Consider the following 23,677-nt stretch of genomic DNA (forward strand, 5'->3'; position numbering starts at 1 on the left):
TTTACCATATATATGGTAAATGATAAAAGTTGTAATATTTTATTTTATTATTTTAAAATTAAGGAGAGTGATGCAGATGAATAATTTTAAATCCTATTCTTTTTCAAGATTACTTGCTGATTCAGAAATTGAATTTTTTTTAATAGTTGGGCTAGTAGAGCCTGATAATTTTAATGAGTATTGGGATGGAACGGGACATCAGGGTGTAGGGTATTTAGTTATGTTTAAAAATCACAAGTTGACGACTATAGAAAATCTTATATACTTGTTACCTAATTCTAAAAGTACACACGCGGATATTAAACGCTATACTTATCACTTCGCTGAACGTATGATTTCTGCCGATATGTATAATTATGATGTACAATTTAAAATTAAAAAGACGAGTATACTCGGAAATTCAATAGGTCCACCTTATATAGATTTTATAAGAAGTATTGTTGGCAATGATGTTCCAGCAGCATTATTAAAAGATATAGCTATCTAAATTCTTCAAAATCAACTAGATAGACATATTGGTTTATAGACTTGGGAAGCATATGAAACTAATGGTTGTGTGCTTGCTATAAAAACGTATGTAATGTTTGTTGAATGTGTTGGGACGAATTTTAAATTGGAAAATTAGGTTATTATTTAAAGGTACGTAGCACAATGATGATGACAATATTCGTTCTATAGTAGTATTTTTTGATGAACATATTTAAAAAACACCTAATTTTGTAGACAAATTCCAAAATTGGGCGTTTTTTATTTCTAATACGCTTATGTTTTAACAGACAGTATAGTAAATAAACAGATAAAAATATTTTTCACACATTATTGAAACTGCGTCAGCCTTGAGAAAAAGTCACTGACAAACGATAAAAAGATTTGCTCTGATGGTGCTAAATCTCTCGTTATTGGATAAATAACACCTACTGTTCGACGAATAACAGGCATCCCTATCGGCACTTTTACTGTTAAGCGCGGTGTGGAGTCATAGAGCGAGCTTTCAGGTAATAACGTAATGCCGATACCTGCCGCAACAAGTCCTTTCAACGCATCCATATCCTCCCCCTCAGATGTAACATTTGGCACAAAACCTACTGAACGGCAGGCATCGCTAACAACCTTTTGTAAAACATAGCCATCTGGAAAAAGCACAAAATCTTCATGACGTAAATCAATTAAATTAATCGTTTCATTTTTGGCCAGTGGATGTGATATAGGTAGAAGCGCATACATATTCTCACTAAACAATACACGGACATCAATTAATTCATCCTTTGGAGGGATTGGTCCTAACAAAGCTAAATTCAGCTCGCGATTTTTCACCGCATCAATTAAATACTTATAGGATCCCTGTCGTAGCTGAAAGGCAACATCGGGATATTGGCGTTTGAAGGCTGAAATTACTGTCGGTAAAACATAGCTTGCTAAGCTCGTCGGGAAACCAACTTTAATAACGCCTTTCTGCGGGTCTAAATACTCCTCTACTTGCTTTGTTGCAAAATCAATTGCTTTTAAGGCCGTCAAGCTGTGCTCCAAAAAGATTTTCCCAACAGGTGTCAGCTTGACATTGCGACCGATACGCTCAAAAAGCGCTGTACCTAATTCTTCTTCTAAATTGGCAATTTGTCGACTAATTGCTGATTGTGCCACATGTAAATGCTCTGCTGCTGCTGAAATATGCTCGCGTTCAGCTACTTCAACAAAATAACGTAATTGGCGTAACTCCAACGTTTCCACCCCATTTATCTAATTTTTAGATAGATTATATCCAAAGTATATATTGTTTATATTATTCTGAAAAATATAAAATGTAAATACGTTATTGATAAATTTGGGGGGATCATCTATGACTTTTCATCAAGTTCCAGCAGCACAGGGTCTTTATTCACCGGAGTTTGAACATGATGCATGTGGTATTGGCATGTATGCAAATATTAAAGGGCAACCTTCTCATCATATTGTAAAAAATGGTTTGGAAATGCTCTGCCGTTTAGAGCATCGCGCAGGGCGTGGCAGTGATGGCAAAACAGGCGATGGAGCTGGATTAATGGTGCAAATTCCAGATGCCTTTTTTAGAGCGAAATGTCCAGAGCTACAACTACCCGACAAGGGGATGTATGGTGTCGGACAATTATTTTTTACAAATAATGAAGAGCAGCGCCAAGCAATTGAAGAAAAGATAAATGAATTGATTGCGCAAGAGGGGCAGCAATTAATTGCATGGCGTACAGTGCCGATTAATAAAGAATGTTTAAGTGAAGCAGCAAAGGCGACAGCACCTTTTGTGCGCCAAGTATTTATCGCAGCAAGCACAGCTGATAATCTTGCCTTTGAGCGAAAGTTATACTTAATTCGTAAACAAACCGAGCATTGGGCGAAAGCGCAGAGTTATACCTTTTATTGTCCGAGTATGTCGAGTCAAACGATGGTATTCAAAGGATTGTTAGCGCCTGAGGAAGTGCGTGAGTTTTACTTAGATTTACAGGATGAGCATTTTGTCTCGGCATTAGCACTTGTCCATTCGCGCTATTCGACAAATACATTTCCTTCATGGGAGCGAGCGCATCCAAATCGCTACATTATTCATAATGGAGAAATTAACACATTGCGCGGCAATATTAACTGGATGCAGGCACGTGAGCAGCAATTTGTGTCAGAGGCTTTTGGCGATGATTTGCATAAAATCTTACCAATTATTGATACAACAGGCTCTGACTCCTCGATGTTAGATAATGCCTTTGAATTTTTTGTACTAGCAGGACGCACACCTGCACATACCGCAATGATGTTAATTCCTGAACCATGGACAGAAAATCCACGCATTGCAAAAGAGCGTAAAGCATTTTATCAATACCATGCAAGCTTGATGGAGCCTTGGGACGGACCAACGGCAATTTGCTTTACAGATGGCAAACAAATTGGCGCTATTTTAGACCGTAATGGCTTACGTCCAGGGCGCTTATATGTAACAAAGGATGACCATATTATTTTTTCCTCTGAAACAGGTGTCATTGATGTAGCAGAAGAAGATGTGCTATATAAAGACCGCCTTAGCCCTGGTCGTATGCTACTTGTTGACTTAGAGCAAGGGAAAATCATTTCAGACGATGAATTAAAGGCTGAAATGGCTACAGCGTCTCCATATGCTGAGTGGCTAGAAGAGCATATGCTAAAGCTTGAAGCGAAGGAAGAACCGTATGTGCAAGTGCAAAATATAACACGTCAGCAACAAATTTATGGCTATACATTTGAGGATATTCAAAAATATATGGTTCCTTTAGCAAAGGAAGGGAAAGATCCACTTGGCGCAATGGGGAATGATACACCACTCGCTGTGCTATCTGAGCGTCCACAATCGCTGTTCAATTACTTTAAACAGCTATTTGCACAAGTAACAAATCCACCGATTGATTCCATCCGTGAGCATGTTGTCACATCGACAATGACATTGCTTGGTGCTGAAGGTGATTTATTGCATCCGACAGCAGCTAATGCGCGTAGAATTTTCCTTGATACACCTATTTTAACGCATGGGGAATACAAAGAGCTGCTTGGTCAAAAACAATTAGACTTCCAGCAAACAATGATCGAATTAACATTTACGGGAAGCTTAGCAAATGAATTGCAGCGTATACAACAGCAAGCCAAAGAGGCGATTGCGCAAGGCACAACATTACTTATTTTAACAGACCAAAATGAGGATATCACCGTGCCCACAATACCAATTTTATTAGCTGCAAGTAGCTTACATCAATATTTAGTACGTGCTGGCTTACGCACAAAGGTAAGCATTATTGTCAATAGTGGTGAGGCAAGAGAGGTGCACCACTTTGCTGCATTAATCGGCTTTGGCGTCGATGCCATTCATCCATATTTAGCGTATGCAACGATTGAGCAAGCGATTCAGAAAGGGCATATTGCACTCGATTATCAGGTAGCGATTCAAAAATATCGTAAAGGCATAGCTGATGGTGTGGTGAAAGTGATGTCAAAAATGGGTATTTCAACAGTGCAATCCTATCGTGGGGCGCAAATATTTGAAGCAGTAGGAATTAGCAAGGCGGTTATTGAGGAGCATTTCACGGGAACAGCTTCGCAAATTGATGGTATTGATTTAGAAACGATTGGTGAAGAAACGAAAAAGCGCCACCAAGCAGCACTACAAACGAAACAGCAGGAGCTCGATTCAGGCAGTGACTTCCAGTGGCGTGCCAATGGAGAGCACCATGCCTTCAATCCAAAGACAATCCATACATTGCAATGGGCAACACGCAAAAATGATTACGGCTTATACCGTATGTATGCCGAAATGGCCAATGAAGAGCGCATCGGTTTTTTACGCAATTTATTCGACTTTAAAAAGGCAGAAAAGCGTTTACCTTTAGATGAAGTAGAGTCGGTTGAATCGATTGTTAAACGCTTTAAATCTGGAGCAATGTCATTTGGCTCATTATCAAAAGAGGCGCATGAAACGCTAGCAATTGCGATGAATCGTCTTGGCGCACGCTCGAATTCGGGTGAAGGTGGCGAAGATCCTGCGCGTTATACGCAAGATGCAAATGGGGATAATCGTCGCAGTGCCATTAAGCAAATTGCCTCAGGACGTTTCGGTGTAAAATCGCATTATTTAGTCAATGCAGATGAATTACAAATTAAAATGGCACAAGGGGCAAAGCCTGGTGAAGGTGGACAATTACCTGGCAATAAAGTGTATCCGTGGGTGGCGGAAGTGCGCGGCTCAACACCAGGGGTAGGCTTAATTTCCCCACCACCACATCATGATATTTATTCAATTGAGGATATGGCAGAGCTGATCCATGATTTGAAAAATGCCAATCGCTATGCACGTATTTCTGTCAAGCTTGTTGCAAAGGCTGGTGTTGGTACGATTGCGGCAGGGGTAGCAAAAGGCGCAGCAGATGTTATTGTCATTTCAGGTTACGATGGTGGGACAGGTGCTTCACCAAAAACGTCGATTAAACATACAGGTTTACCGTGGGAGCTTGGTTTGGCAGAGGCTCATCAAACACTGATGTTAAATGGTTTACGTGACCGTGTTGTGTTGGAAACGGATGGCAAGCTGATGACAGGGAAAGATGTAGTAATGGCTGCTCTTTTTGGGGCCGAAGAATATGGCTTTGCGACAGCACCATTAGTCGTTTTAGGCTGTGTCATGATGCGTGTCTGCCACTTGGATACATGTCCAGTAGGTGTAGCAACACAAAATCCAGAGTTGCGTGCGAAATTTATGGGTGATGCAGAGCATGTGGTGAACTATTTCCGCTTCGTTGCGGAGGAATTACGTGAGTATATGGCAATGTTAGGCTTCCGTACAGTTGAGGAAATGGTGGGACGTACAGATGTCCTTGAAGTATCTGCACGTGCGAAAGGGCATTGGAAGGCAGGGCAGCTCGATTTAACTGCATTGCTACATCAAGTGCAAGGAGTACGTACGAAACAGCAGGAGCAAGATCATAAAATTGCAGAAAGCTTTGATGTACGTGAACTTTTACAAAAAGTAGAGCAAAGCATCGTAAGTAAAACACCAATTACACTAAACTATCCAATTAAAAATACAGACCGTGTTGTCGGTACGATTATCGGTAGTGAAATATCTCGCCAATATGGAGAGCGAGGATTATTAGACCATACCATTCGCTTAAATTTCACAGGGCATGCAGGACAAAGTTTTGGTGCATTTACACCGCGTGGAATGACGTTAAGCTGTGTTGGTGATGTCAATGATTACTTCGGTAAAGGCTTATCAGGTGGTAAAGTGCTAGCAATCGCCCCAATTAAAGGACAGCAAGAGCGCAATGTTATTGCAGGCAATGTTTGTTTATATGGTGCAACGAGCGGGCAGGCCTTTATTAATGGGCGAGCAGGACATCGCTTTGCCGTACGTAATTCAGGAGCACATATCGTTGTTGAAGGCATTGGAGATCATGGCTGTGAATATATGACAGGCGGTCGTATTATTGTACTCGGTGATGTAGGACAAAACTTTGCGGCAGGTATGTCTGGTGGGATTGCTTATGTACTACCAACAGATGAGGCGGCATTTAAAGCACAGTGCAATATGGAAATGATTGAATTTGCAAAGCTTGCAGAAAAGCGAGAAATTGATATCTTACATGCAATGATTACGCAACATTACGATTATACAAATAGCTCAAAAGCTTATGAGGTGTTAGAAAACTGGGAGCAGGCTGTTCAGCACTTTATCAAAGTTGTGCCAACAGATTATCAAGCGATGTTAAATAAAATTGCGAAGCATGAGGCACAAGGATTAACAAATGATTTAGCTGCAATGCAAGCATTTGTCGAAGCGACAAGTATAAAAGAGCTAGCTATTTCCAAGTAAAGGGGGGGTCTAGAATGGGGAAAGCGACAGGATTTATGGAATACAAAAGAGAGAAAGCGAAGGAAATCGCGCCACTAGAGCGTATCACAAATTGGAATGAGTATGCTTCTCGCTTATCTGATGAAGTATTACAAAAACAAGGTGCACGTTGTATGGACTGCGGCACACCATTTTGTCATATGGGTATTGAAATTCGCGGTACAGCGGCAGGTTGCCCAATCCAGAATGTGATCCCTGAGTGGAATGATTTAGTGTTTCGAGGACATTGGAAGGAAGCGTTGGAGCGCTTGCATATGACAAATAATTTCCCAGAATTCACAGGACGCGTTTGTCCAGCACCGTGTGAAGGATCTTGTACATTAGCAATTACAGATCCAGCCGTTGCGATTAAGTCGATTGAGCGTACAATTATCGATAAAGGCTTTGAAAATGGCTGGGTTATACCACGTATACCAACGCAGCGTACTGGAAAGAAAGTAGCAATCGTTGGCTCAGGTCCAGCAGGCTTAGCAGCGGCTGACCAATTAAATCAAGCAGGACATACAGTAACTGTCTTTGAGCGAGCTGACCGTATCGGTGGTCTATTGATGTATGGCATTCCTAATATGAAGCTAGAAAAAGAAGTGATTGAACGTCGTGTCAATTTATTAAAGCAAGAGGGCATCGAATTTATCGTCAATACAGAAGTGGGCAAGGATATTACGGCAGATGAGCTAAAGGAAGCCTACGATGCAGTTATTTTGTGTGTAGGTGCACAAAAGCAGCGCTTGCTTCATATGGACGGGAGCGATGCAAAGGGGATTCATTTAGCGATGGATTATTTAACAGATGTAACAAAAAGCTTGCTTGATTCGAACTTTGAGGATGGGCAGGCACTGAATGTAGAAGGCAAGGACGTCATCGTTATAGGTGGTGGTGATACAGGTGCTGACTGTGTGGCGACAGCTATTCGCCAAAAATGCAAATCAGTGTATCAATTTGGTAAGCATCCAAAGCTACCGACAGGACGTACAGAAGATACACCTTGGCCGAAAGATCCGAATGTCTATACGTTGGATTATGCATATGCTGAGGTAGAGGCAGCACATGGAAATGACCCTCGCGAATATTGCATTCAAACAACAAAAATTGAAAAGTATGATAATGGTTATGTGAAAGCATTGCATACAATTCAAATGGAAAAAATGCTAGGCGACGATGGCTTCTATTATTTCAAAGAACTATCAGGCACTGAAAAAATATGGCCAGCTCAGCATGTTTTTGTGGCGATTGGCTTTGAAGGTGTAGAGCACACTGTACCACAGCACTTTGGTGTAACCATCGCTAATAATCGTATTCAAACATCGATTAAAGACTTCTCAACAAATGTACCCGGCGTCTTTGCGGCAGGTGATGCACGCAGAGGGCAAAGTTTAATTGTGTGGGCGATTAAAGAGGGGCGCAATGTCGCTGCCAGTGTGGATGCATATTTAATGAAAGAACCGGTTGTTTTACAGTAATAAATGAAGGAGCGTTCTAATTGTGAGCGCTCTTTTGTTTTGTGCAAATAAGTGAATTTTCAATCAGTGGGGAGTTCTGACAGACAAGATGTGTTGTTGTTACTGACGCTTAACAGGAAAATCTTGTACTGGTGCTTCGCTTTTGCGCAAAAAATATCTGTCGCTATATTGCTGACACTTTGCTTTCGATATACGAAAAATTGTTAATATGGGATAAATTAAATACTAAAATTTTAAATATATCATAAAATTTGGATGGTTGCGATTGCTTGTGTAGCATCATCCTAAATATACTTGAGCCATAATTCTTATTGACAATAAGCTAATTGATAATTGCTGCTGCTGCATTATTCATAAATGATGAACCATTGCATGCAGGCTACTCTCTTTTTTTACAATTATTTATTTAAAATTATTCTAAACTATTTGCAACGTTAGTCCTTTTCAGTTAAGATTGTACATGACAATAATTATGCAATGGATTATCCATGCAATGAACATTATGGAGGTAATTTAATGGCAACTTTAGAAATTAAAGATCTTCACGTTGAAATCGACGGAAAAGAGATTTTAAAAGGTGTAAACCTAACAATCAATACAAACGAAGTGCACGCAATTATGGGTCCTAACGGTACAGGTAAATCAACGTTAGCATCTGCAATTATGGGGCATCCTAAATATGAAGTAACACAAGGTGAAGTGTTACTAGATGGTGAAAACGTATTAGAAATGGAAGTAGACGAGCGTGCACAAGCTGGTTTATTCCTTGCAATGCAATACCCATCTGAAATCGCTGGTGTAACGAATGCAGACTTCCTACGCTCAGCAATTAACGCACGCCGCGAAGAAGGCGATGAGATTTCTTTAATGAAATTTATCCGTGAATTAGATAAAACGATGGACTTCTTAGAAATGCCAGAGGAAATGGGTCAACGTTACTTAAACGAAGGCTTCTCTGGTGGTGAGAAAAAGCGTAACGAAATTTTACAATTAATGATGATCAAGCCAACATTCGCAATTCTTGATGAAATCGACTCAGGTCTTGATATCGATGCATTAAAAGTTGTATCAAAAGGCATTAACGAAATGCGTGGCGAAGGCTTCGGTTGCTTAATGATTACGCACTACCAACGCTTATTAAACTACATTACACCAGACCATGTACACGTAATGATGCAAGGTAAAGTAGTAAAATCTGGCGGTGCAGAGCTTGCACAACGTTTAGAGGCAGATGGTTACGACTGGATTAAACAAGAGCTAGGTATCGAAGAAGAAACTGTAGAAGCAGAAGCATAAGTAGAGGAGGACGAATAAGATGACGGTGGACACAAAATTGGCGTTATCAGCACAAGAAGTACGCTCGTTCTCACAAAGCAACAATGAGCCAGCATGGTTTGCTGATTTCCGCGAGGCGGCACTTGCACAAGCGGCAGAGCTAGCATTACCAACGCCTGATAAAACGAACATTAAAAAATGGAATTTCACGGAATTTCCTAAGCATACAGTAGAGAGTGCACCATATGCATCATTAGACAGCCTACCAGCAGAGGTAGCAGCTTTAATCGATGTAGAAGGTCAGCAAAACCTTTACATTCAACGCAATAACACACCAGCATTTAGCAAAGTTTCAGAAGAGTTAAAAGCAAAAGGTGTTATTTTTACAGATATTTTAACTGCGGTGCGTGAGCATAGTGAGTTAGTACAAAAATACTTTATGACAACGGCTGTTAAAGTCGATGAACATAAATTAGCTGCTTACCATGCGGCACTTGTGAACGGTGGCGTATTCGTTTACGTGCCACGTAATGTCATTGTAGAAGAGCCATTACAAGTTGTCTTTGTGAACGATGATGCAGAAGCATCATTATTCAACCATGTATTAGTGGTTGCGGAAGAATCTTCAAGCGTAACATATGTTGAAACATATGTATCAACAATTGAAGAATCAAAAGGACAAGCGAATATTATTGCGGAAGTTGTTGTTAAAGACAATGCGCAAGTTGTATATGGTGCTGTAGATGTCTTGGCAAAAGGCTTTACAACGTATGTAAACCGTCGTGCCAATATTGCACGTGATGGTAAAATCGAATGGGCACTTGGTTTAATGAATGATTCAGATACAATTTCTGAAAATATTTCACACTTAATAGGTGATGGTTCTGTTGCAGATACGAAAACAGTTGTTGTCGGTCGCGGTACACAAAAGCAAAACTTCACAACAGAAGTACGTCATTGGGGTAAAAACTCTGATGGACAAATTTTAAAGCATGGTGTAATGAAAGACGCTGCACAATCTATTTTCAATGGTATCGGTAAAATTGAGCATGGTGCAACGAAGGCAAATGCAGAGCAAGAATCACGCGTTCTTATGCTTTCTGAAAAAGCACGTGGCGATGCCAACCCAATTCTTTTAATTGATGAAGACGATGTAACAGCAGGACACGCAGCATCTGTAGGCCGTGTTGACCCGATTCAGCTTTACTACTTAATGAGTCGTGGTATTTCAAAAACAGAGGCAGAGCGTCTTGTCATTCACGGATTCCTTGCACCAGTTGTGACAAACTTGCCAATCGAAGGCGTTAAAAAGCAACTGACGGAGGTTATCGAAAGGAAAGTTCGATAATGAGTATAAAAGACATAAAAACTTATTTCCCTGTGCTAAATCAAGAAGTAAATGGGCATCCGCTCGTTTACCTTGATAGTGCAGCGACGTCGCAAAAGCCTATCCAAGTGATTGAAGCATTAAAAAAGTATTATGAATTTGATAATTCCAATGTTCATCGTGGTGTGCATACACTAGGAAATCGTGCAACAGATTCTTATGAAGGTGCACGCGAAAAGGTACGTAAATTTATTAGTGCTCGTTCTACAAAGGAAATTATTTTTACGCGCGGTACAACAACTGCTTTAAACACAGTGGCAGCGGGGTATGGTCGCCAAACATTGCAACAAGGTGATGAAATTGTCATTACGTATATGGAGCATCATTCCAACATCATTCCATGGCAACAACTTGCGAAAGAAAAAGGTGCTGTTCTGAAATACATTGATTTGCAAGAAGACGGTACGATTTCATTGGATGCAGTACGTGCAGCTATTACAAGCAAAACAAAGATTGTTTCAATCATGTACGTCTCAAATGTTTTAGGCACGATTAATCCGATTAAGGATATTGCAAAAATCGCACATGACAATGGAGCAATTATTGCTGTTGATGCAGCACAAGCAGCACCGCATATGAAAGTAGATGTGCAAGATTTAGATTGTGACTTTTTAGCGTTTTCTGGGCATAAAATGTGTGCGCCAACAGGTATTGGTGTACTATATGGGAAAGAGGCGCTGTTAGACAACATGGAGCCAATTGAATTTGGCGGTGAAATGATTGATTTCGTAGGTCTTTATGACTCGACATGGAAAGAGCTACCGTGGAAATTTGAAGGTGGCACACCAATCATTGCAGGTGCAGTCGGTTTAGGTGCAGCAATTGATTTCTTAAATGAAGTTGGCTTAGACAATATTGCAGCACATGAACATAAGTTAGCTGCTTATGCAATGGATGAGATGGAAAAAATCGAAGGCTTGAAAATCTTTGGTCCTCGTGATCCAATGCAGCGCTGTGGACTTGTGACATTTAATTTAGATGATGTCCATCCACATGATGTGGCAACTGTATTAGATATGAATGGAATCGCAGTACGTGCTGGTCACCACTGTGCTCAACCGTTAATGAAATGGCTTCAAGTAACTGCAACGGCACGTGCAAGTTTCTATCTATATAATGATGAAGCAGATATCGACCGTTTAGTTGCAGGACTGCGCTCAGCGAAGGAGTATTTCAACGATGTCTTTTAATAATTTAGATCAACTATATCGTTCTGTTATTATGGAACATTATAAAAATCCTCGTAACAAAGGGATTCTAGAAGAAAATAACGTCACAATCGATATGAACAACCCAACTTGTGGTGACCGTATTCATTTAACATTAAAATTGGCTGACGGTATTGTAGAGGATGCAAAATTTGACGGCGAAGGCTGCTCGATTTCAATGTCCTCGGCATCGATGATGACACAAATCGTTAAGGGGAAAAAGCTTGAAGAAGCACTTGAACTTGCAGATATTTTTTCAAAAATGATGCTTGGTGAAGAATACGACCTAGATAAATATGACTTAGGTGATGTAGAAGCACTACAAGGCGTATCACAATTCCCAGCCCGCATTAAATGTGCAACATTAGCTTGGAAAGCAATGGAAAAGGGTGTAAAAAACGAAGCACAATAATATGCAATGAACGGAGGAGAAAAAATGGCTAAAAAAATGCCTGATATCGGCGATTACAAATATGGCTTCCACGATAAGGACGTATCAATTTTCCGTTCAAAACGTGGGTTAACAGAAGAAATCGTGCGAGAAATCTCAAATATGAAAGAAGAGCCACAGTGGATGCTTGACTACCGCTTGAAAGCTCTTGAACAATTTTATAAAATGCCAATGCCTCAATGGGGCGGCGATCTGTCAGCGTTAGACTTCGATGAAATTACGTACTACGTAAAGCCATCTGAAGCAACACAGCGCTCATGGGATGAAGTGCCTGAAGAAATCAAAGCAACATTTGATAAATTAGGTATTCCAGAAGCAGAGCAAAAATATCTTGCGGGTGTATCTGCTCAGTATGAATCTGAAGTAGTGTACCACAACATGAAAAAAGATTTAGAGGACTTAGGTATCGTCTTTAAAGATACGGACTCAGCATTAAAAGAAAATGAAGACATTTTCAAAAAATACTGGGGCACAGTTATTCCTTATGCAGACAATAAATTCTCTGCATTAAACTCAGCGGTATGGTCAGGTGGTTCATTCATCTACGTACCACCAGGCGTAAAGGTAGAAACACCATTACAAGCGTACTTCCGTATTAACTCTGAAAACATGGGGCAATTCGAGCGTACGTTAATTATCGTAGACGAAGGCGCACACGTACACTACGTAGAAGGCTGTACAGCACCTGTTTACACAACTAACTCACTACACTCAGCAGTAGTAGAAATTATCGTTGGTAAAGACGCATATTGTCGCTACACAACAATTCAAAACTGGGCAAACAACGTCTACAACCTTGTGACGAAGCGTACAGTTGTTGACGCAAACGGTACGATGGAATGGGTAGATGGCAACATCGGTTCAAAATTAACGATGAAATATCCAGCATGTATTTTACGCGGTGAAGGTGCACGCGGTATGACTTTATCAATTGCTTTAGCAGGTAAAGGTCAGCACCAAGATGCAGGGGCGAAAATGATTCACCTTGCACCAAACACATCTTCAACAATCGTTTCAAAATCAATTGCACACCATGGTGGTAAAGTATCTTACCGTGGTATCGTTCGCTTCGGTCCAAAAGCGACTGGCGCACGTGCAAACATCGAGTGTGATACATTAATTATGGATAATCAATCAACTTCAGATACAATTCCATACAATGAAATTTTAAATGACGACGTGTCATTAGAGCACGAAGCAAAAGTTTCAAAAGTATCAGAAGAGCAATTATTCTATTTAATGAGCCGTGGTATTTCTGAGCTTGAAGCAACAGAAATGATCGTAATGGGCTTCATCGAGCCATTCACAAAAGAACTACCAATGGAATATGCAGTAGAAATGAACCGTTTGATCAATTACGAGATGGAAGGTTCTATTGGATAACCGCTAATAAAGCTTAATACAAAAAGTTCCCGAGTATTTTTAATGCTTGGGAACTTTTTTTGTCCATAAAATTCATTTTTTATATCTCTTTATATACCCTTTTGGAATATAGAGAGAGAAAACGAAAGACTATGGAAAGCTCAGTATAGGTTATTCAATTTACTCATTTAAAGTAATCTGTTAAATAGCTGAATTCTATCAAAACAAACTATTTATATAATTCTTATAATAATTATATGTTTTATTGACATTTATTGTGTGATAAAGTAATATAACTGTTGAGCGCAAGCTTATACATAATGTGGAGGTATAGTATGGATAAATGTTTTTTGTGTTGATAAAAAGACGTTCTAAGCAAATGAAGAAATATTTAGCATTCAGAAGTTGCACATATTATTCGATGAATGCATATTCTTATTTACTAAGTTGATGTGCACAAGTGTGTATGTGAAATGATGTACTGTAAGTAAGCCAAATCTGATTTTTGGAGGTATGAAAGATGGCCAATATAGTCATTGTTAACGGAACAAATTCAAGCTCATCACGCGTAAACGCAGTGAAGCATTACATTGAGCAAGCGCTTCGAGATATTCAGGTAATCGATGTGTATCAATTACCAGCACAAGATTTACTAACAGCTAATTTTAATAGCGAATATATTATAGAGGCTAACAAATTAGTAGAAGAAGCAGAAGTCGTGATTGTATTAACACCTGTTTATAAAGCAGCTTATTCAGGTATTTTAAAAACCTACTTAGATTTGTTGCCGCAAAAGGGTCTGGAAAATAAAGTGATGATTCCTATCGCTGTTGGTGGAACATTACATCATTTATTAGCCATTGATTATGCATTAAAGCCAGTTCTTACTGCTTTAGGTGCAACACATATTTTGCAAGGAATTTATATTCTAGATCAGTATATTCAAAAAGTGGAAACAGGCTTTGTCATCGAAGAAGAAATCATTACTAGAATTGATCATCAGCTACAATTAGCTTTAACAAAAGTAGCGATTCATTAAAGTGTATTGAAAGAAGGGGTGGCATGATGACAGTAACTTCAAGCCCTGTAATTGATGCTGTTGTACGTGACTTAATGACAAGTTTTGCGGAAACAGCTAGTGAGCGAGATAAAAAAGGTGGAACAGCTAAAGAGCAGCGAGATCTGATCCGCCAAAGTGATTTATTAGGGTTACTAACACCAAAAGAATTGGGTGGATATGGACACGATTTGTTAGATGTGTTAGCGATTACAAAAAAAATTGCACAAGTTGATAGTTCATTAGCACATTTATTTGGTTATCACTTCTTATGCTTAGCAACTGTAGATCTTTATGGTACAGAAAAGCAATTTCAATATTATGCGCAAAAGACGGCTGACGATAAGCTGTTTTGGGGAAATGCCTTTAATCCATTAGATACAAATGTTAATGCTACAAAAACGAAAGATGGATGGGAAATAAATGGCATAAAAAGTTTTTGTTCAGGAGCGAGCGATGCGGATTTATTATTAGTGTCTGCACAGAAAGTAGATAATGAAGGGTTGCTTATTGCTTTAATTCCTACTAAAAGAACAGGTTTAGTTATATTGAATGATTGGGATAGCTTTGGGCAAAGACAAACGGACAGTGGGAATGTGCAATTTGAAGGTGTGGCAGTTTTTGAAGAAGAGGTGCTAACGACAAAACAGCAAAGTAGCTCTATAGATTTAAAATCCTCAATAAGAACACATATTGCACAATCTATCTTAAATCATGTATTGCTTGGAACAGCTGAAGGAGCGTTTCAGGCAGCGAAAGAATATACGCAAAGCTCTACTAGATCATGGCTAACATCGGGGGTGCAGATTGCTACAGAAGATCCATATTATATCCACCATTATGGTGAATGGTTTGTAAAATTGCAGGCAGCAAACGCCTTAGCTCAAATAGCGAATGAAAAATTGCAAGCTACTTGGGATAACAGACAACATTTGACGATGGAGCAACGTGGTGAATGTAGTATCGCAGTGGCAACAGCAAAAGTTCAAATTGTGAAAACAGCATTAGAAGTAACGAGTGGCATGTTTGAAGTGATGGGCGCACGTGCTACGTCTGCCAAATACAATTTTGATCGCTATTGGCGAAATGTTCGTACACATACTTTACATGATCCGATTGCTTACAAGCTAAGGGATATTGGAGATTTTGCATTAAATCGAAAATACCCTCAAATCTCACCCTATTCATAAGGAGGAACAATAATGGAAATATTTTGGTTTATTCCAACAAACGGCGATGTGCGCTACTTGAATTCATATGAAGGTGCAAGACCAGCTACTTTTGAGTACACGCGTCAAATTGCACAGGCTGTTGATCAGCTTGGCTATACAGGTGTATTAATTCCTACAGGAAAAACGTGTGAAGAGGGCTTTATTGTTGCATCTAGCCTCATTTCAGCTACCAAAGATTTGAAATTTTTAGTAGCTGTCCGCCCAGGCATAATGGCACCAAGTTTTGCAGCGAGGTTGTCCTCTACGTTAGATCGTTTTTCAGATGGTAGACTGTTAATTAATGTAGTAGCAGGTGGTGACCCAGTAGAGCTAGCAGGAGAAGGGTTTTTCCTAGATCATGACGAGCGCTATAAATTAACCGATGAATTTTTAACAATTTGGCGTAATCTATTTACGGAAAAGACCGTTGATTTTGATGGTCATTATTTGAAATTAACAGGTGGCGAGTTGCCGTATGAAACCGTACAAAAGCCATACCCACCATTATATTTTGGAGGTTCTTCCGATATTGCAATGCAGGTAGCAGCAAAGCATATTGATGCTTACTTGACATGGGGAGAGCCGCCAGCACAAGTGGCACAAAAAATCGCGAAGATGCGTAAGTTGGCAGAAGAGCAAGGCCGGACGATTAAATTTGGTATACGCCTTCATATTATTGTTCGTAAAACAGAGGCAGAGGCATGGAAGGTTGCCAATGATTTAATTCAATTTGTAGACGATGAAACAATTCAACAAGCACAAAAAGTATTTAGTCGTATGGATTCAGAAGGGCAACGTTTAATGACAGCATTGCACAAAGGTGATCGCTCAAAGCTAGAAATTAGTCCTAATCTTTGGGCTGGTGTAGGTCTTGTTCGCACAGGAGCTGGGACAGCATTAGTAGGAGATCCCGATACAGTTGTTGCACGTATTCAAGAATATGCGGATTTAGGTATTGAAACATTTATCTTCTCAGGTTACCCCCATTTAGAAGAAGCATATCATGTAGCAGAATTATTATTTCCTAAACTGCCAATTAAGAAAAAGGCTAGTACAAATGATCAAGTATTTTTCAGCCCATTTGGAGGAGATATCAAATCTGTAACATTGAAATAATGAAACTGCGTAATTGAACGTAAAAGGGGAATAAAAATGAATGAAAGTAATCAGACGATTCGCCATGAAAGAGATCAGCAGTTAGTGGATTATGCGAATCGCGTTGCTGATCAAATTGTAGTGACAGCTGCCAAATATGATGATTCTGGGAAATTTCCCTATGAACATTTTCAAATATTAGAAAAAGAAGGCTACTTAAAATTAACGATTCCAAAAGAATATGGTGGCAGAGGACTCTCTTTATACGAAACTTTATTAGTCCAAGAGAGGCTAGCGAAAGCATCAGGTTCAACCGCATTAAGTGTTGGATGGCACTTAATGACATTTTTTAGCCTAAGCCATTTTCGACCATGGAAGGAAGAGGTATTTGCTGAGATTTGTAGAGCGACAGTAGAAGAGGGCTATTTATTAAATGTCTATATGACAGAACGAGCTACAGGCAATATTGTACGTGGAGGTAAGCTTGCTACAACTGCTCAAAAAAGTAGCTCAGGCTATGTGCTAAACGGTAGGAAAGCGTTTGCTACATTATCCCCTATTATCAAGCAGTTTACAGTGCTTGCTTACATTGAAGAAGAGGACAAAATTGCAGAATTTTTAGTGCAAAAAGATGACACGGTAGAGATTATTGATACGTGGGATGTCTTAGGAATGAGAGGAACTGGAAGTATGGACATCGTTTTTCATCATACATCACTTCCTGAAACTGCATTATTAGCCTATTCCGAAAAGGGGCGCTTTAATCGTTTTACTGGCAAAAGCAGCGCCTATACTTTACAGTTACCAGCAATTTATTTAGGGATTGCAGTAGCAGCGCGAGACTTTATTTTAACTTATGCGATGCAGCGATTTTCGCCAAGTTTAAATGATTACATCGTAAAAGCCCCACATGTGCAACAAAAAATTGGCGAAATTGAAGCGCTCATTACTGTTTCTAGAGGTTTATTATACGGCTTAGCAGAAAAGTGGGATAGCAATCTAGATATTCAAGATAAATTAACACATGAAGTAGCAGTGACAAAATATGCGGTTTGTAATAACGCCATCAAAATTGTGGAATTGGCGATGCGTATAGCAGGAGGGCATGCATTATCTAAAGGTCTGCCGCTCGAACGATATTTTCGTGACGTACAATGTGGAGCTTATAATCCTCCATTGGATGATATGGTATTGCAAAATATTGCAACAGCCGCAATTGAGCATGTTAAAAATCGTATTCAGAAAGAGCCATATAATGAAATACATGCTGTTCAAAGTAAATAAATGAATGGTAGATAGGAGAGATAAAATGGCTGAGGTAAAAGAACAGACACATTTACAAGTAATAGATAAGGTGTTACATGAGATTGCTGAGGATGCGCAGCAAAGACGAAGTGACAATTCTAATTCGCGTCCTTATCATGCGATGAATCTTATCAGACAATATAAATTAGGTGCATTACAATTGCCTATTGCACAGGGTGGAAAAGGCTATGATATTCGTCAGCTATTTCAATTTATTGTGCGATTAGCAGAGGCTGATTCAGATGTTGCCCATATTTTAAGAGCACATTACGGCTATGTAGGGCAATTACTGCGAGAAAATATGGATGGTCAGCACAACGGCTTATTAGCTCGAATTGCAGCTGGAATGATTATCGGTAACGCTATGACTGAAATTTCCTCCCATCAAGTAGGCGGCTTAGTATTCAATACAAAATTGACTGCAGATGAGCAAGACTATCGATTAAATGGCGTTAAATATTTTAGCACGGGAACATTATATGCTGATTTAGTTGTTGTTACGGCATCGGATGTTGAGGAGAATCCGGTAGCGGTTATTATTCCAACAAATAGAAGTGGCATAACGATTGAAGATGATTGGGATGGCATTGGTCAGCAGTTAACAGGTAGTGGTACAACTAAATTTCATGATGTTATCGTAAGTAAAAATGAAGTATTAAAAAAATTAGAAGGGAAAACGCCATTTAATGCTTTTCCACAGTTATACTTACAAGCGATTGTTGTCGGTATTTTAAAGAATATCGTTAACGATAGCGTAGCTTTAATACAAAGTCGAAAACGTACTTTTAGCTTTGCAGCCGCAGAATTACCAAAGCAAGATCCACAATTATTGCAAATAATTGGAGAGTTATCAAGCGTCTCCTTTGCAGCTCAATCAATGCTGCTAGCTGCTGCAGATACATTAAATCAAGCTAACGAAGCGGTACAAAATGGCACTATCCCATATGAACTAAGCCATCAAGCGTCACTTGTCACAGCTCAATCGAAAGTGATCATTGATGAGCTAGCATTACGAGCTGCAACAAAGCTATTTGATGTTGGCGGGGCTTCTGCAACAAGAAAATCAGCTTTTTTAGACAGACATTGGCGTAATATTCGAACGCTCGTTTCTCATAATCCAGCAGTATATAAAGCAAGAGCGATTGGTGATTATGAGGTTAACAACAAGCAATTACCAATAAAAGAGGTTTATTTTTGATTAAAACCAAGTAAATTTATTTGTTTAAGAATAATTAAGGGGGAGGGAAGGATATGGTAAAACCACTCTCATTCTCAGCTTTTGTGATGAATACAGCGTCTCATATTATACATGGTCTCTGGCGTGATGAAAAAGGGCAACAAATCAATTTTCAAAACATTGATATATGGATTGATTTAGTAAAAAAATTAGAAGCAGGAGGTTTTGATGCTATCTTCTTTGCAGATGTTATAGGGCTTTATGGTAACTATAAAGATGGCTGGGAACATCATATAAAGGCAGGCTTACAAATTCCAAGCAATGATCCGATGACGATTTTATCGGCTTTAGCTGTGCATACAAAGCGTATTGGGCTTGCATTTACGGCAGCGCCATTACAAGAGCCACCGTTCAATTTTGCAAGACGTGTTTCTACGTTAGACCATGTGTCAAACGGTCGCATTGCTTGGAATATTGTTACAAATTCACAGGAAAACGCTTATCGTAATTTCGGCTATGAAACATTAGTTGCCCATGATGAACGTTATCGCTGGGCAGATGAGTATGTTGATGTACTGTATAAACTTTGGGAAGGATCATGGGAAGATGAAGCACTTTTACAGGATAGAGAAAAGGGAGTTTACGCTAATCCAGCAAAGGTACACAAAATTCATCATGTTGGTGACTATTATCGTGTAGAGGGACCACATCTTGTAGCGCCATCTCCACAGCGAACACCTGTATTATTTCAAGCTGGTGCATCAACTGCTGGGCGCAGTTTTGGTGCACGACATGCAGAAGCGATATTCATTGTTTCACCCAATCCTGAAAGTGCCAAAAAGTTAATACAGGAAACGAGAGATTTAGCTGTAAAATACGGCAGACATGCTAATGATATTCAATTTTATCAAGGATTGTCCTTTGTTATTGGTGCAACTGAGGAAGAAGCAAGAAAGAAAGAAGCTGAGCTAGACGCTAAAATTGATATTGATTCTATTTTAGCGCATGCGGGTAGTGGAATTGGCATTGATTTAGGACATTTAGATTTAGATTCACCAATTGAGGACATCGAAACGGAAGGAATTCAAAGCACCTTACAATGGCTAAAGCAAAGTGTTACAGGAGATGTCTCTACGGTTAGGGATTTGCTGTATTTGCGCAGTAAAGCCAATCGCATTGTTGGAACGCCGAAATCGATAGCAGATCAGCTAGAGAAGTGGCATGATGCAGGAATAGATGGAATTAATGTCATTAATGCAATCATTCCTGATTCCTATGAGCAGTTTATTACACAAGTATTGCCAATATTAAGAGAGCGCGGATTGGCGAAGCCATTAGAGCAACTGGAGGAAGGAAAAACTTTTCGTCATGCTTTATTTGGCGCAGATAAATTAAATGAGCGTCATCCAGCAACGCAATATAGAGGAGCCTTCTCTAAAGAGTAAGCGATGTCTAATTGGATTGCTAGAGGTAATTGCATAAAAATATATTTCCTTTATTTTGAATCCTTTATCACTAATCCGTGGGGATGAGGAAAATTCCCACGGATTGGAGGTTCACTTTATCCTATGACGAATAATTATACTCAACCTACTAGTCAACTAGAGGTTCCTTATACATTTATTGATAAGGGACCTTTTTGTCTATTTTATTATTGGGAGGATTGAATATGAAGAGGGATGATGATGCGCTTTATCATGCACCAGATTTACGTTTTGTTAAATGGTGTGAAATTACATTTGCTGTGAATCGAGGCGTTTATAATACAATTGATGAAAAGCTTTTTGAGGCAGGCTACCATAATATTTATGAGAGAAGAAAAGCGATTGTTGCTTTTTTGGAAAAATACGTTCATCCAAATAGGTCAGCTAAATATTATAAGTTTGGTCAAGGGAATTTATCTGTTGCTTTACATCAATTTAGCACAGAAAATATTTTAAATTAGATTTGTTATTTAATAATGGCCTATTTAAGTACGAAGTATCCTAAAGATAAAAGCTTCAATTTTCAACGGCTAGTGTGTAAGAAACGCATGTCATTCAACTAACTGTGTATTTTATGTAATAATAAGTTGCTAATTGTGGTACGCTAACAATAAAACTTTAATCAATTTAAAGAGGAGTGTTAACCGTGGTTGGCGTAGAAATCGATATGGTTGTAACTGATAGTTTAAAGGCATTAGCATTATACGAGAAGATTTTTGATATTGAGCGTGTCGAAGTAACAAATTTCCCTGCTGGTAAGAATGAAGCAGTTTTTAAACTATATGATGTAAGGTTCCATCTACTAGATGAAAATCCTGAATATCAGATGATTGCGCCTAAGCCAGAGGACCCAAAGCCGATTTGGTTTAATATTTTAGTGCCGAGTATTGCAGAAACGTATGAAAAGGCAATGAAAGCAGGATGCAAGGAAGTACAAGCAGTGACAGAGCTACCTGATTTCGGTGTAACCAATGCTGTGTTTAGCGATGAATTCGGCTATCTATGGATGCTTCATGAGCTACATCGAGTAGTGAGCTTTGAAGAGCGTGTGGAATTGTTAACGGAAGAAATGAAGGATAACTAGCCATTAGTAGTGTTAACTGCTCGCTTTGAATTTTAAGTAAAAAAGAAATAGAAGGAGCTATCTGAACAGCATTTTTAGATAGCTCCTTCATTATGTTCTAACCACGATAGCTATCTTGCCATGCTAACAGCTTACGTTCAAGCAATCGCACGAAGGAGTCTGTTAGCTTGCCAGCGATAGCGAATACACAGATGCCGACAAAGACAATATCTGTTCGCATATAGGCACGTGCATCTTGAATTAAATAGCCGATGCCTTTATCAGCACCCATTAATTCTGCAACGACTAAGCATAGCCAAGAAGCGCTTAATGAAAGGCGTACACCTGATAACACGTTAGGCATTGCTCCTGGTAGAATAACCTTTGAAATTTGTTTAAAGCGGCTAAATTCTAAAATACGCGCTACATCAAATAGCTTCGCATCGACATTGCGTACACCTAAAAAAGCATTGACATACATTGGGAAAAAAGCCCCCATCGAAATTAATAATATTTTAGATAGCTCACCAAAGCCAAACCATAAAATAAATAAAGGTGTAATTGCTAGTAGCGGGACAGTTCGCAACATTTGAATTGTTGGATCTAATAACTGCTCAGAGCGTTTGTATAGCCCCACAACTAGACCGAATAGTAAGCCAAGCCCACCACCAATAATAAAACCTGACATCGCACGCATGACGCTAAACTTTAAATGATGCCATAGCTCTCCTGATACAATCACTTCATAAAAGCTTTGAATAATTGTAAGTGGTGGCGGAAAGAGCTGTGCCGAAATCCATTCAAGGGACGAGGCAGTTTGCCATAAAATCAAGACGATAGCAGGAATGATGGCACCTTGTGCAGTACGAATGACAGCTTTACTTGAAAACATAAAAATACAATCCTTTCTACGCTGTTAAATTGACCAGTCATCCACAGCTTGATCTTCATGGTTTAATGCATTAATAATCAATGTTCGCAACTCTTGAAAGGAGGCGCTTGTGCGATTTCTTGGGAAGGGTAAATCAATGCTAATAATTTGTTTAATGCGCCCTGGCTTCGCATCCATTACAACGACACGATTGGATAAAAAAATGGCCTCATCAATATCATGTGTAACAAGTAGCATGGACGTTTTATTTTCACGCCAAATATCGAGTAAAGATTCCTGCAAATGATTACGTGTAAAGGCATCAAGTGCTCCAAACGGTTCATCTAATAGCAAAATATCGGGCTTGCGTAGCAAAGCGCGGGCAATAGCAACACGCTGTGACATACCACCTGAAATTTGCTTCGGGTATGCTTTTTCGAAGCCTGTTAGTCGGACAAGCTTAATCATATCGGCCACACGCTGTTGGACTTCTTTGTCCTTTAAGGAGAGGTCTGCTGCAATATTGCCTTCCACCGTAGCCCATGGGAAAAGGCGATGCTCTTGAAAAATAAAGCCTTTTTCCTTACTTGGTTTTGTTACTTTTTGGTCGTTAAGTGCCACATATCCTTTATAATCGGTATCAAGTCCTGCGACAATTTTCAAGAGTGTGCTCTTGCCGCAGCCACTTGGCCCGATAATAGATACGAATTCTTGGTTTTTTAAAGTAAAATCAATATTTTTTAAGACATGGTTTTGTTGATTATTTGTATGAAATATTTTATTGAGCTGTTGAATTTTTAATGCAGCCTCTGTCATGTATAGCCTCTCCTTGTATATTATATTTAAGGTTTTTATCTCTCGATGTTTTATAGGATGA

Annotated in this window: 19 protein-coding genes; 16 read left to right on the forward strand and 3 right to left on the reverse strand. The window is 39.3% G+C overall.

Annotated features, from left to right (window positions below; translation table 11 throughout):
• Positions 1-76: 76 nt before the first annotated feature.
• Positions 77-487, forward strand: coding sequence for a hypothetical protein (locus C9J34_RS13825; RefSeq protein WP_107840760.1), 411 nt, complete (start codon positions 77-79; stop codon positions 485-487).
• A gap of 329 nt (positions 488-816) precedes the next feature.
• On the opposite strand, the gene gltC is transcribed toward C9J34_RS13825, so the two are convergent.
• A complete protein-coding gene (gene gltC / locus C9J34_RS13830) occupies positions 817-1,719 on the reverse strand; it encodes a glutamate biosynthesis transcriptional regulator GltC (protein WP_107840762.1) in 903 nt (300 codons plus the stop codon).
• 118 nt (positions 1,720-1,837) lie between these two features.
• On the opposite strand from gltC, the gene gltB reads away from it, so the two are divergent.
• The 15 genes from gltB to C9J34_RS13905 all read left to right on the forward strand — a co-directional run bounded on the left by gltB (position 1,838) and on the right by C9J34_RS13905 (position 21,950).
• Positions 1,838-6,355 carry a glutamate synthase large subunit gene (gene gltB, locus C9J34_RS13835; RefSeq protein WP_107840764.1) on the forward strand — a complete coding sequence of 1,506 codons (4,518 nt, stop codon included), beginning with the start codon at positions 1,838-1,840 and terminating at the stop codon, positions 6,353-6,355.
• Positions 6,356-6,369: 14 nt separating this feature from the next.
• A complete protein-coding gene (locus tag C9J34_RS13840; RefSeq protein WP_107840766.1) occupies positions 6,370-7,854 on the forward strand; it encodes a glutamate synthase subunit beta in 1,485 nt (494 codons plus the stop codon).
• Between the two features lie 516 nt (positions 7,855-8,370).
• Positions 8,371-9,150: a Fe-S cluster assembly ATPase SufC gene (gene sufC, locus C9J34_RS13845; RefSeq protein WP_107840768.1), complete on the forward strand. Its 780-nt coding sequence runs from the start codon at positions 8,371-8,373 to the stop codon at positions 9,148-9,150.
• A 19-nt stretch (positions 9,151-9,169) separates the two neighbouring features.
• Positions 9,170-10,477, forward strand: a complete 1,308-nt coding sequence (sufD, locus tag C9J34_RS13850) for a Fe-S cluster assembly protein SufD (protein ID WP_107840770.1) — start codon at positions 9,170-9,172, stop codon at positions 10,475-10,477.
• Positions 10,477-11,706, forward strand: coding sequence for a cysteine desulfurase (locus C9J34_RS13855; RefSeq protein WP_107840772.1), 1,230 nt, complete (start codon positions 10,477-10,479; stop codon positions 11,704-11,706). The genes sufD and C9J34_RS13855 overlap by 1 nt, the downstream gene beginning before the upstream one ends.
• On the forward strand, positions 11,696-12,136 hold the full coding sequence (gene sufU / locus C9J34_RS13860; RefSeq protein ID WP_107840773.1) for a Fe-S cluster assembly sulfur transfer protein SufU: 441 nt from the start codon (positions 11,696-11,698) through the stop codon (positions 12,134-12,136). The genes C9J34_RS13855 and sufU overlap by 11 nt, the downstream gene beginning before the upstream one ends.
• A gap of 24 nt (positions 12,137-12,160) precedes the next feature.
• The gene (sufB, locus tag C9J34_RS13865) at positions 12,161-13,558 is read left to right on the forward strand and encodes a Fe-S cluster assembly protein SufB (RefSeq protein ID WP_107840774.1); all 1,398 of its coding nucleotides are present in this window, start codon (positions 12,161-12,163) and stop codon (positions 13,556-13,558) included.
• 499 nt (positions 13,559-14,057) lie between these two features.
• The gene (ssuE, locus tag C9J34_RS13870) at positions 14,058-14,576 is read left to right on the forward strand and encodes an NADPH-dependent FMN reductase (protein ID WP_107840775.1); all 519 of its coding nucleotides are present in this window, start codon (positions 14,058-14,060) and stop codon (positions 14,574-14,576) included.
• Between the two features lie 26 nt (positions 14,577-14,602).
• A complete protein-coding gene (locus C9J34_RS13875) occupies positions 14,603-15,784 on the forward strand; it encodes an acyl-CoA dehydrogenase family protein (protein WP_238600664.1) in 1,182 nt (393 codons plus the stop codon).
• A 12-nt stretch (positions 15,785-15,796) separates the two neighbouring features.
• A complete protein-coding gene (ssuD, locus tag C9J34_RS13880) occupies positions 15,797-16,921 on the forward strand; it encodes an FMNH2-dependent alkanesulfonate monooxygenase (protein WP_107840777.1) in 1,125 nt (374 codons plus the stop codon).
• Between the two features lie 36 nt (positions 16,922-16,957).
• Entirely contained in the window at positions 16,958-18,184 is a 1,227-nt protein-coding gene (locus tag C9J34_RS13885) for an acyl-CoA dehydrogenase family protein (RefSeq protein ID WP_107840778.1), read from the forward strand.
• Positions 18,185-18,209: 25 nt separating this feature from the next.
• Positions 18,210-19,403 carry an acyl-CoA dehydrogenase family protein gene (locus C9J34_RS13890; RefSeq protein WP_193769012.1) on the forward strand — a complete coding sequence of 398 codons (1,194 nt, stop codon included), beginning with the start codon at positions 18,210-18,212 and terminating at the stop codon, positions 19,401-19,403.
• Positions 19,404-19,456: 53 nt separating this feature from the next.
• A complete protein-coding gene (locus C9J34_RS13895) occupies positions 19,457-20,827 on the forward strand; it encodes an NtaA/DmoA family FMN-dependent monooxygenase (protein WP_107840780.1) in 1,371 nt (456 codons plus the stop codon).
• 224 nt (positions 20,828-21,051) lie between these two features.
• Positions 21,052-21,327, forward strand: coding sequence for a hypothetical protein (locus C9J34_RS13900; protein ID WP_107840781.1), 276 nt, complete (start codon positions 21,052-21,054; stop codon positions 21,325-21,327).
• 185 nt (positions 21,328-21,512) lie between these two features.
• Positions 21,513-21,950 (forward strand): VOC family protein, encoded by a 438-nt coding sequence (locus C9J34_RS13905; protein WP_107840782.1) that lies wholly within the window; start codon positions 21,513-21,515, stop codon positions 21,948-21,950.
• A gap of 97 nt (positions 21,951-22,047) precedes the next feature.
• Here the strand turns inward: C9J34_RS13905 and C9J34_RS21720 are convergent, their stop codons facing one another.
• Together C9J34_RS21720 and C9J34_RS21725 are read right to left on the reverse strand one after the other, a co-directional pair.
• Positions 22,048-22,821: an ABC transporter permease gene (locus C9J34_RS21720; RefSeq protein WP_153062634.1), complete on the reverse strand. Its 774-nt coding sequence runs from the start codon at positions 22,819-22,821 to the stop codon at positions 22,048-22,050.
• 24 nt (positions 22,822-22,845) lie between these two features.
• Positions 22,846-23,616: an ABC transporter ATP-binding protein gene (locus tag C9J34_RS21725; protein ID WP_153062635.1), complete on the reverse strand. Its 771-nt coding sequence runs from the start codon at positions 23,614-23,616 to the stop codon at positions 22,846-22,848.
• Between the last annotated feature and the right edge of the window lie 61 nt (positions 23,617-23,677).

The organism is Metasolibacillus meyeri, assembly GCF_003049505.1.
GTDB lineage: Bacteria > Bacillota > Bacilli > Bacillales_A > Planococcaceae > Metasolibacillus > Metasolibacillus meyeri.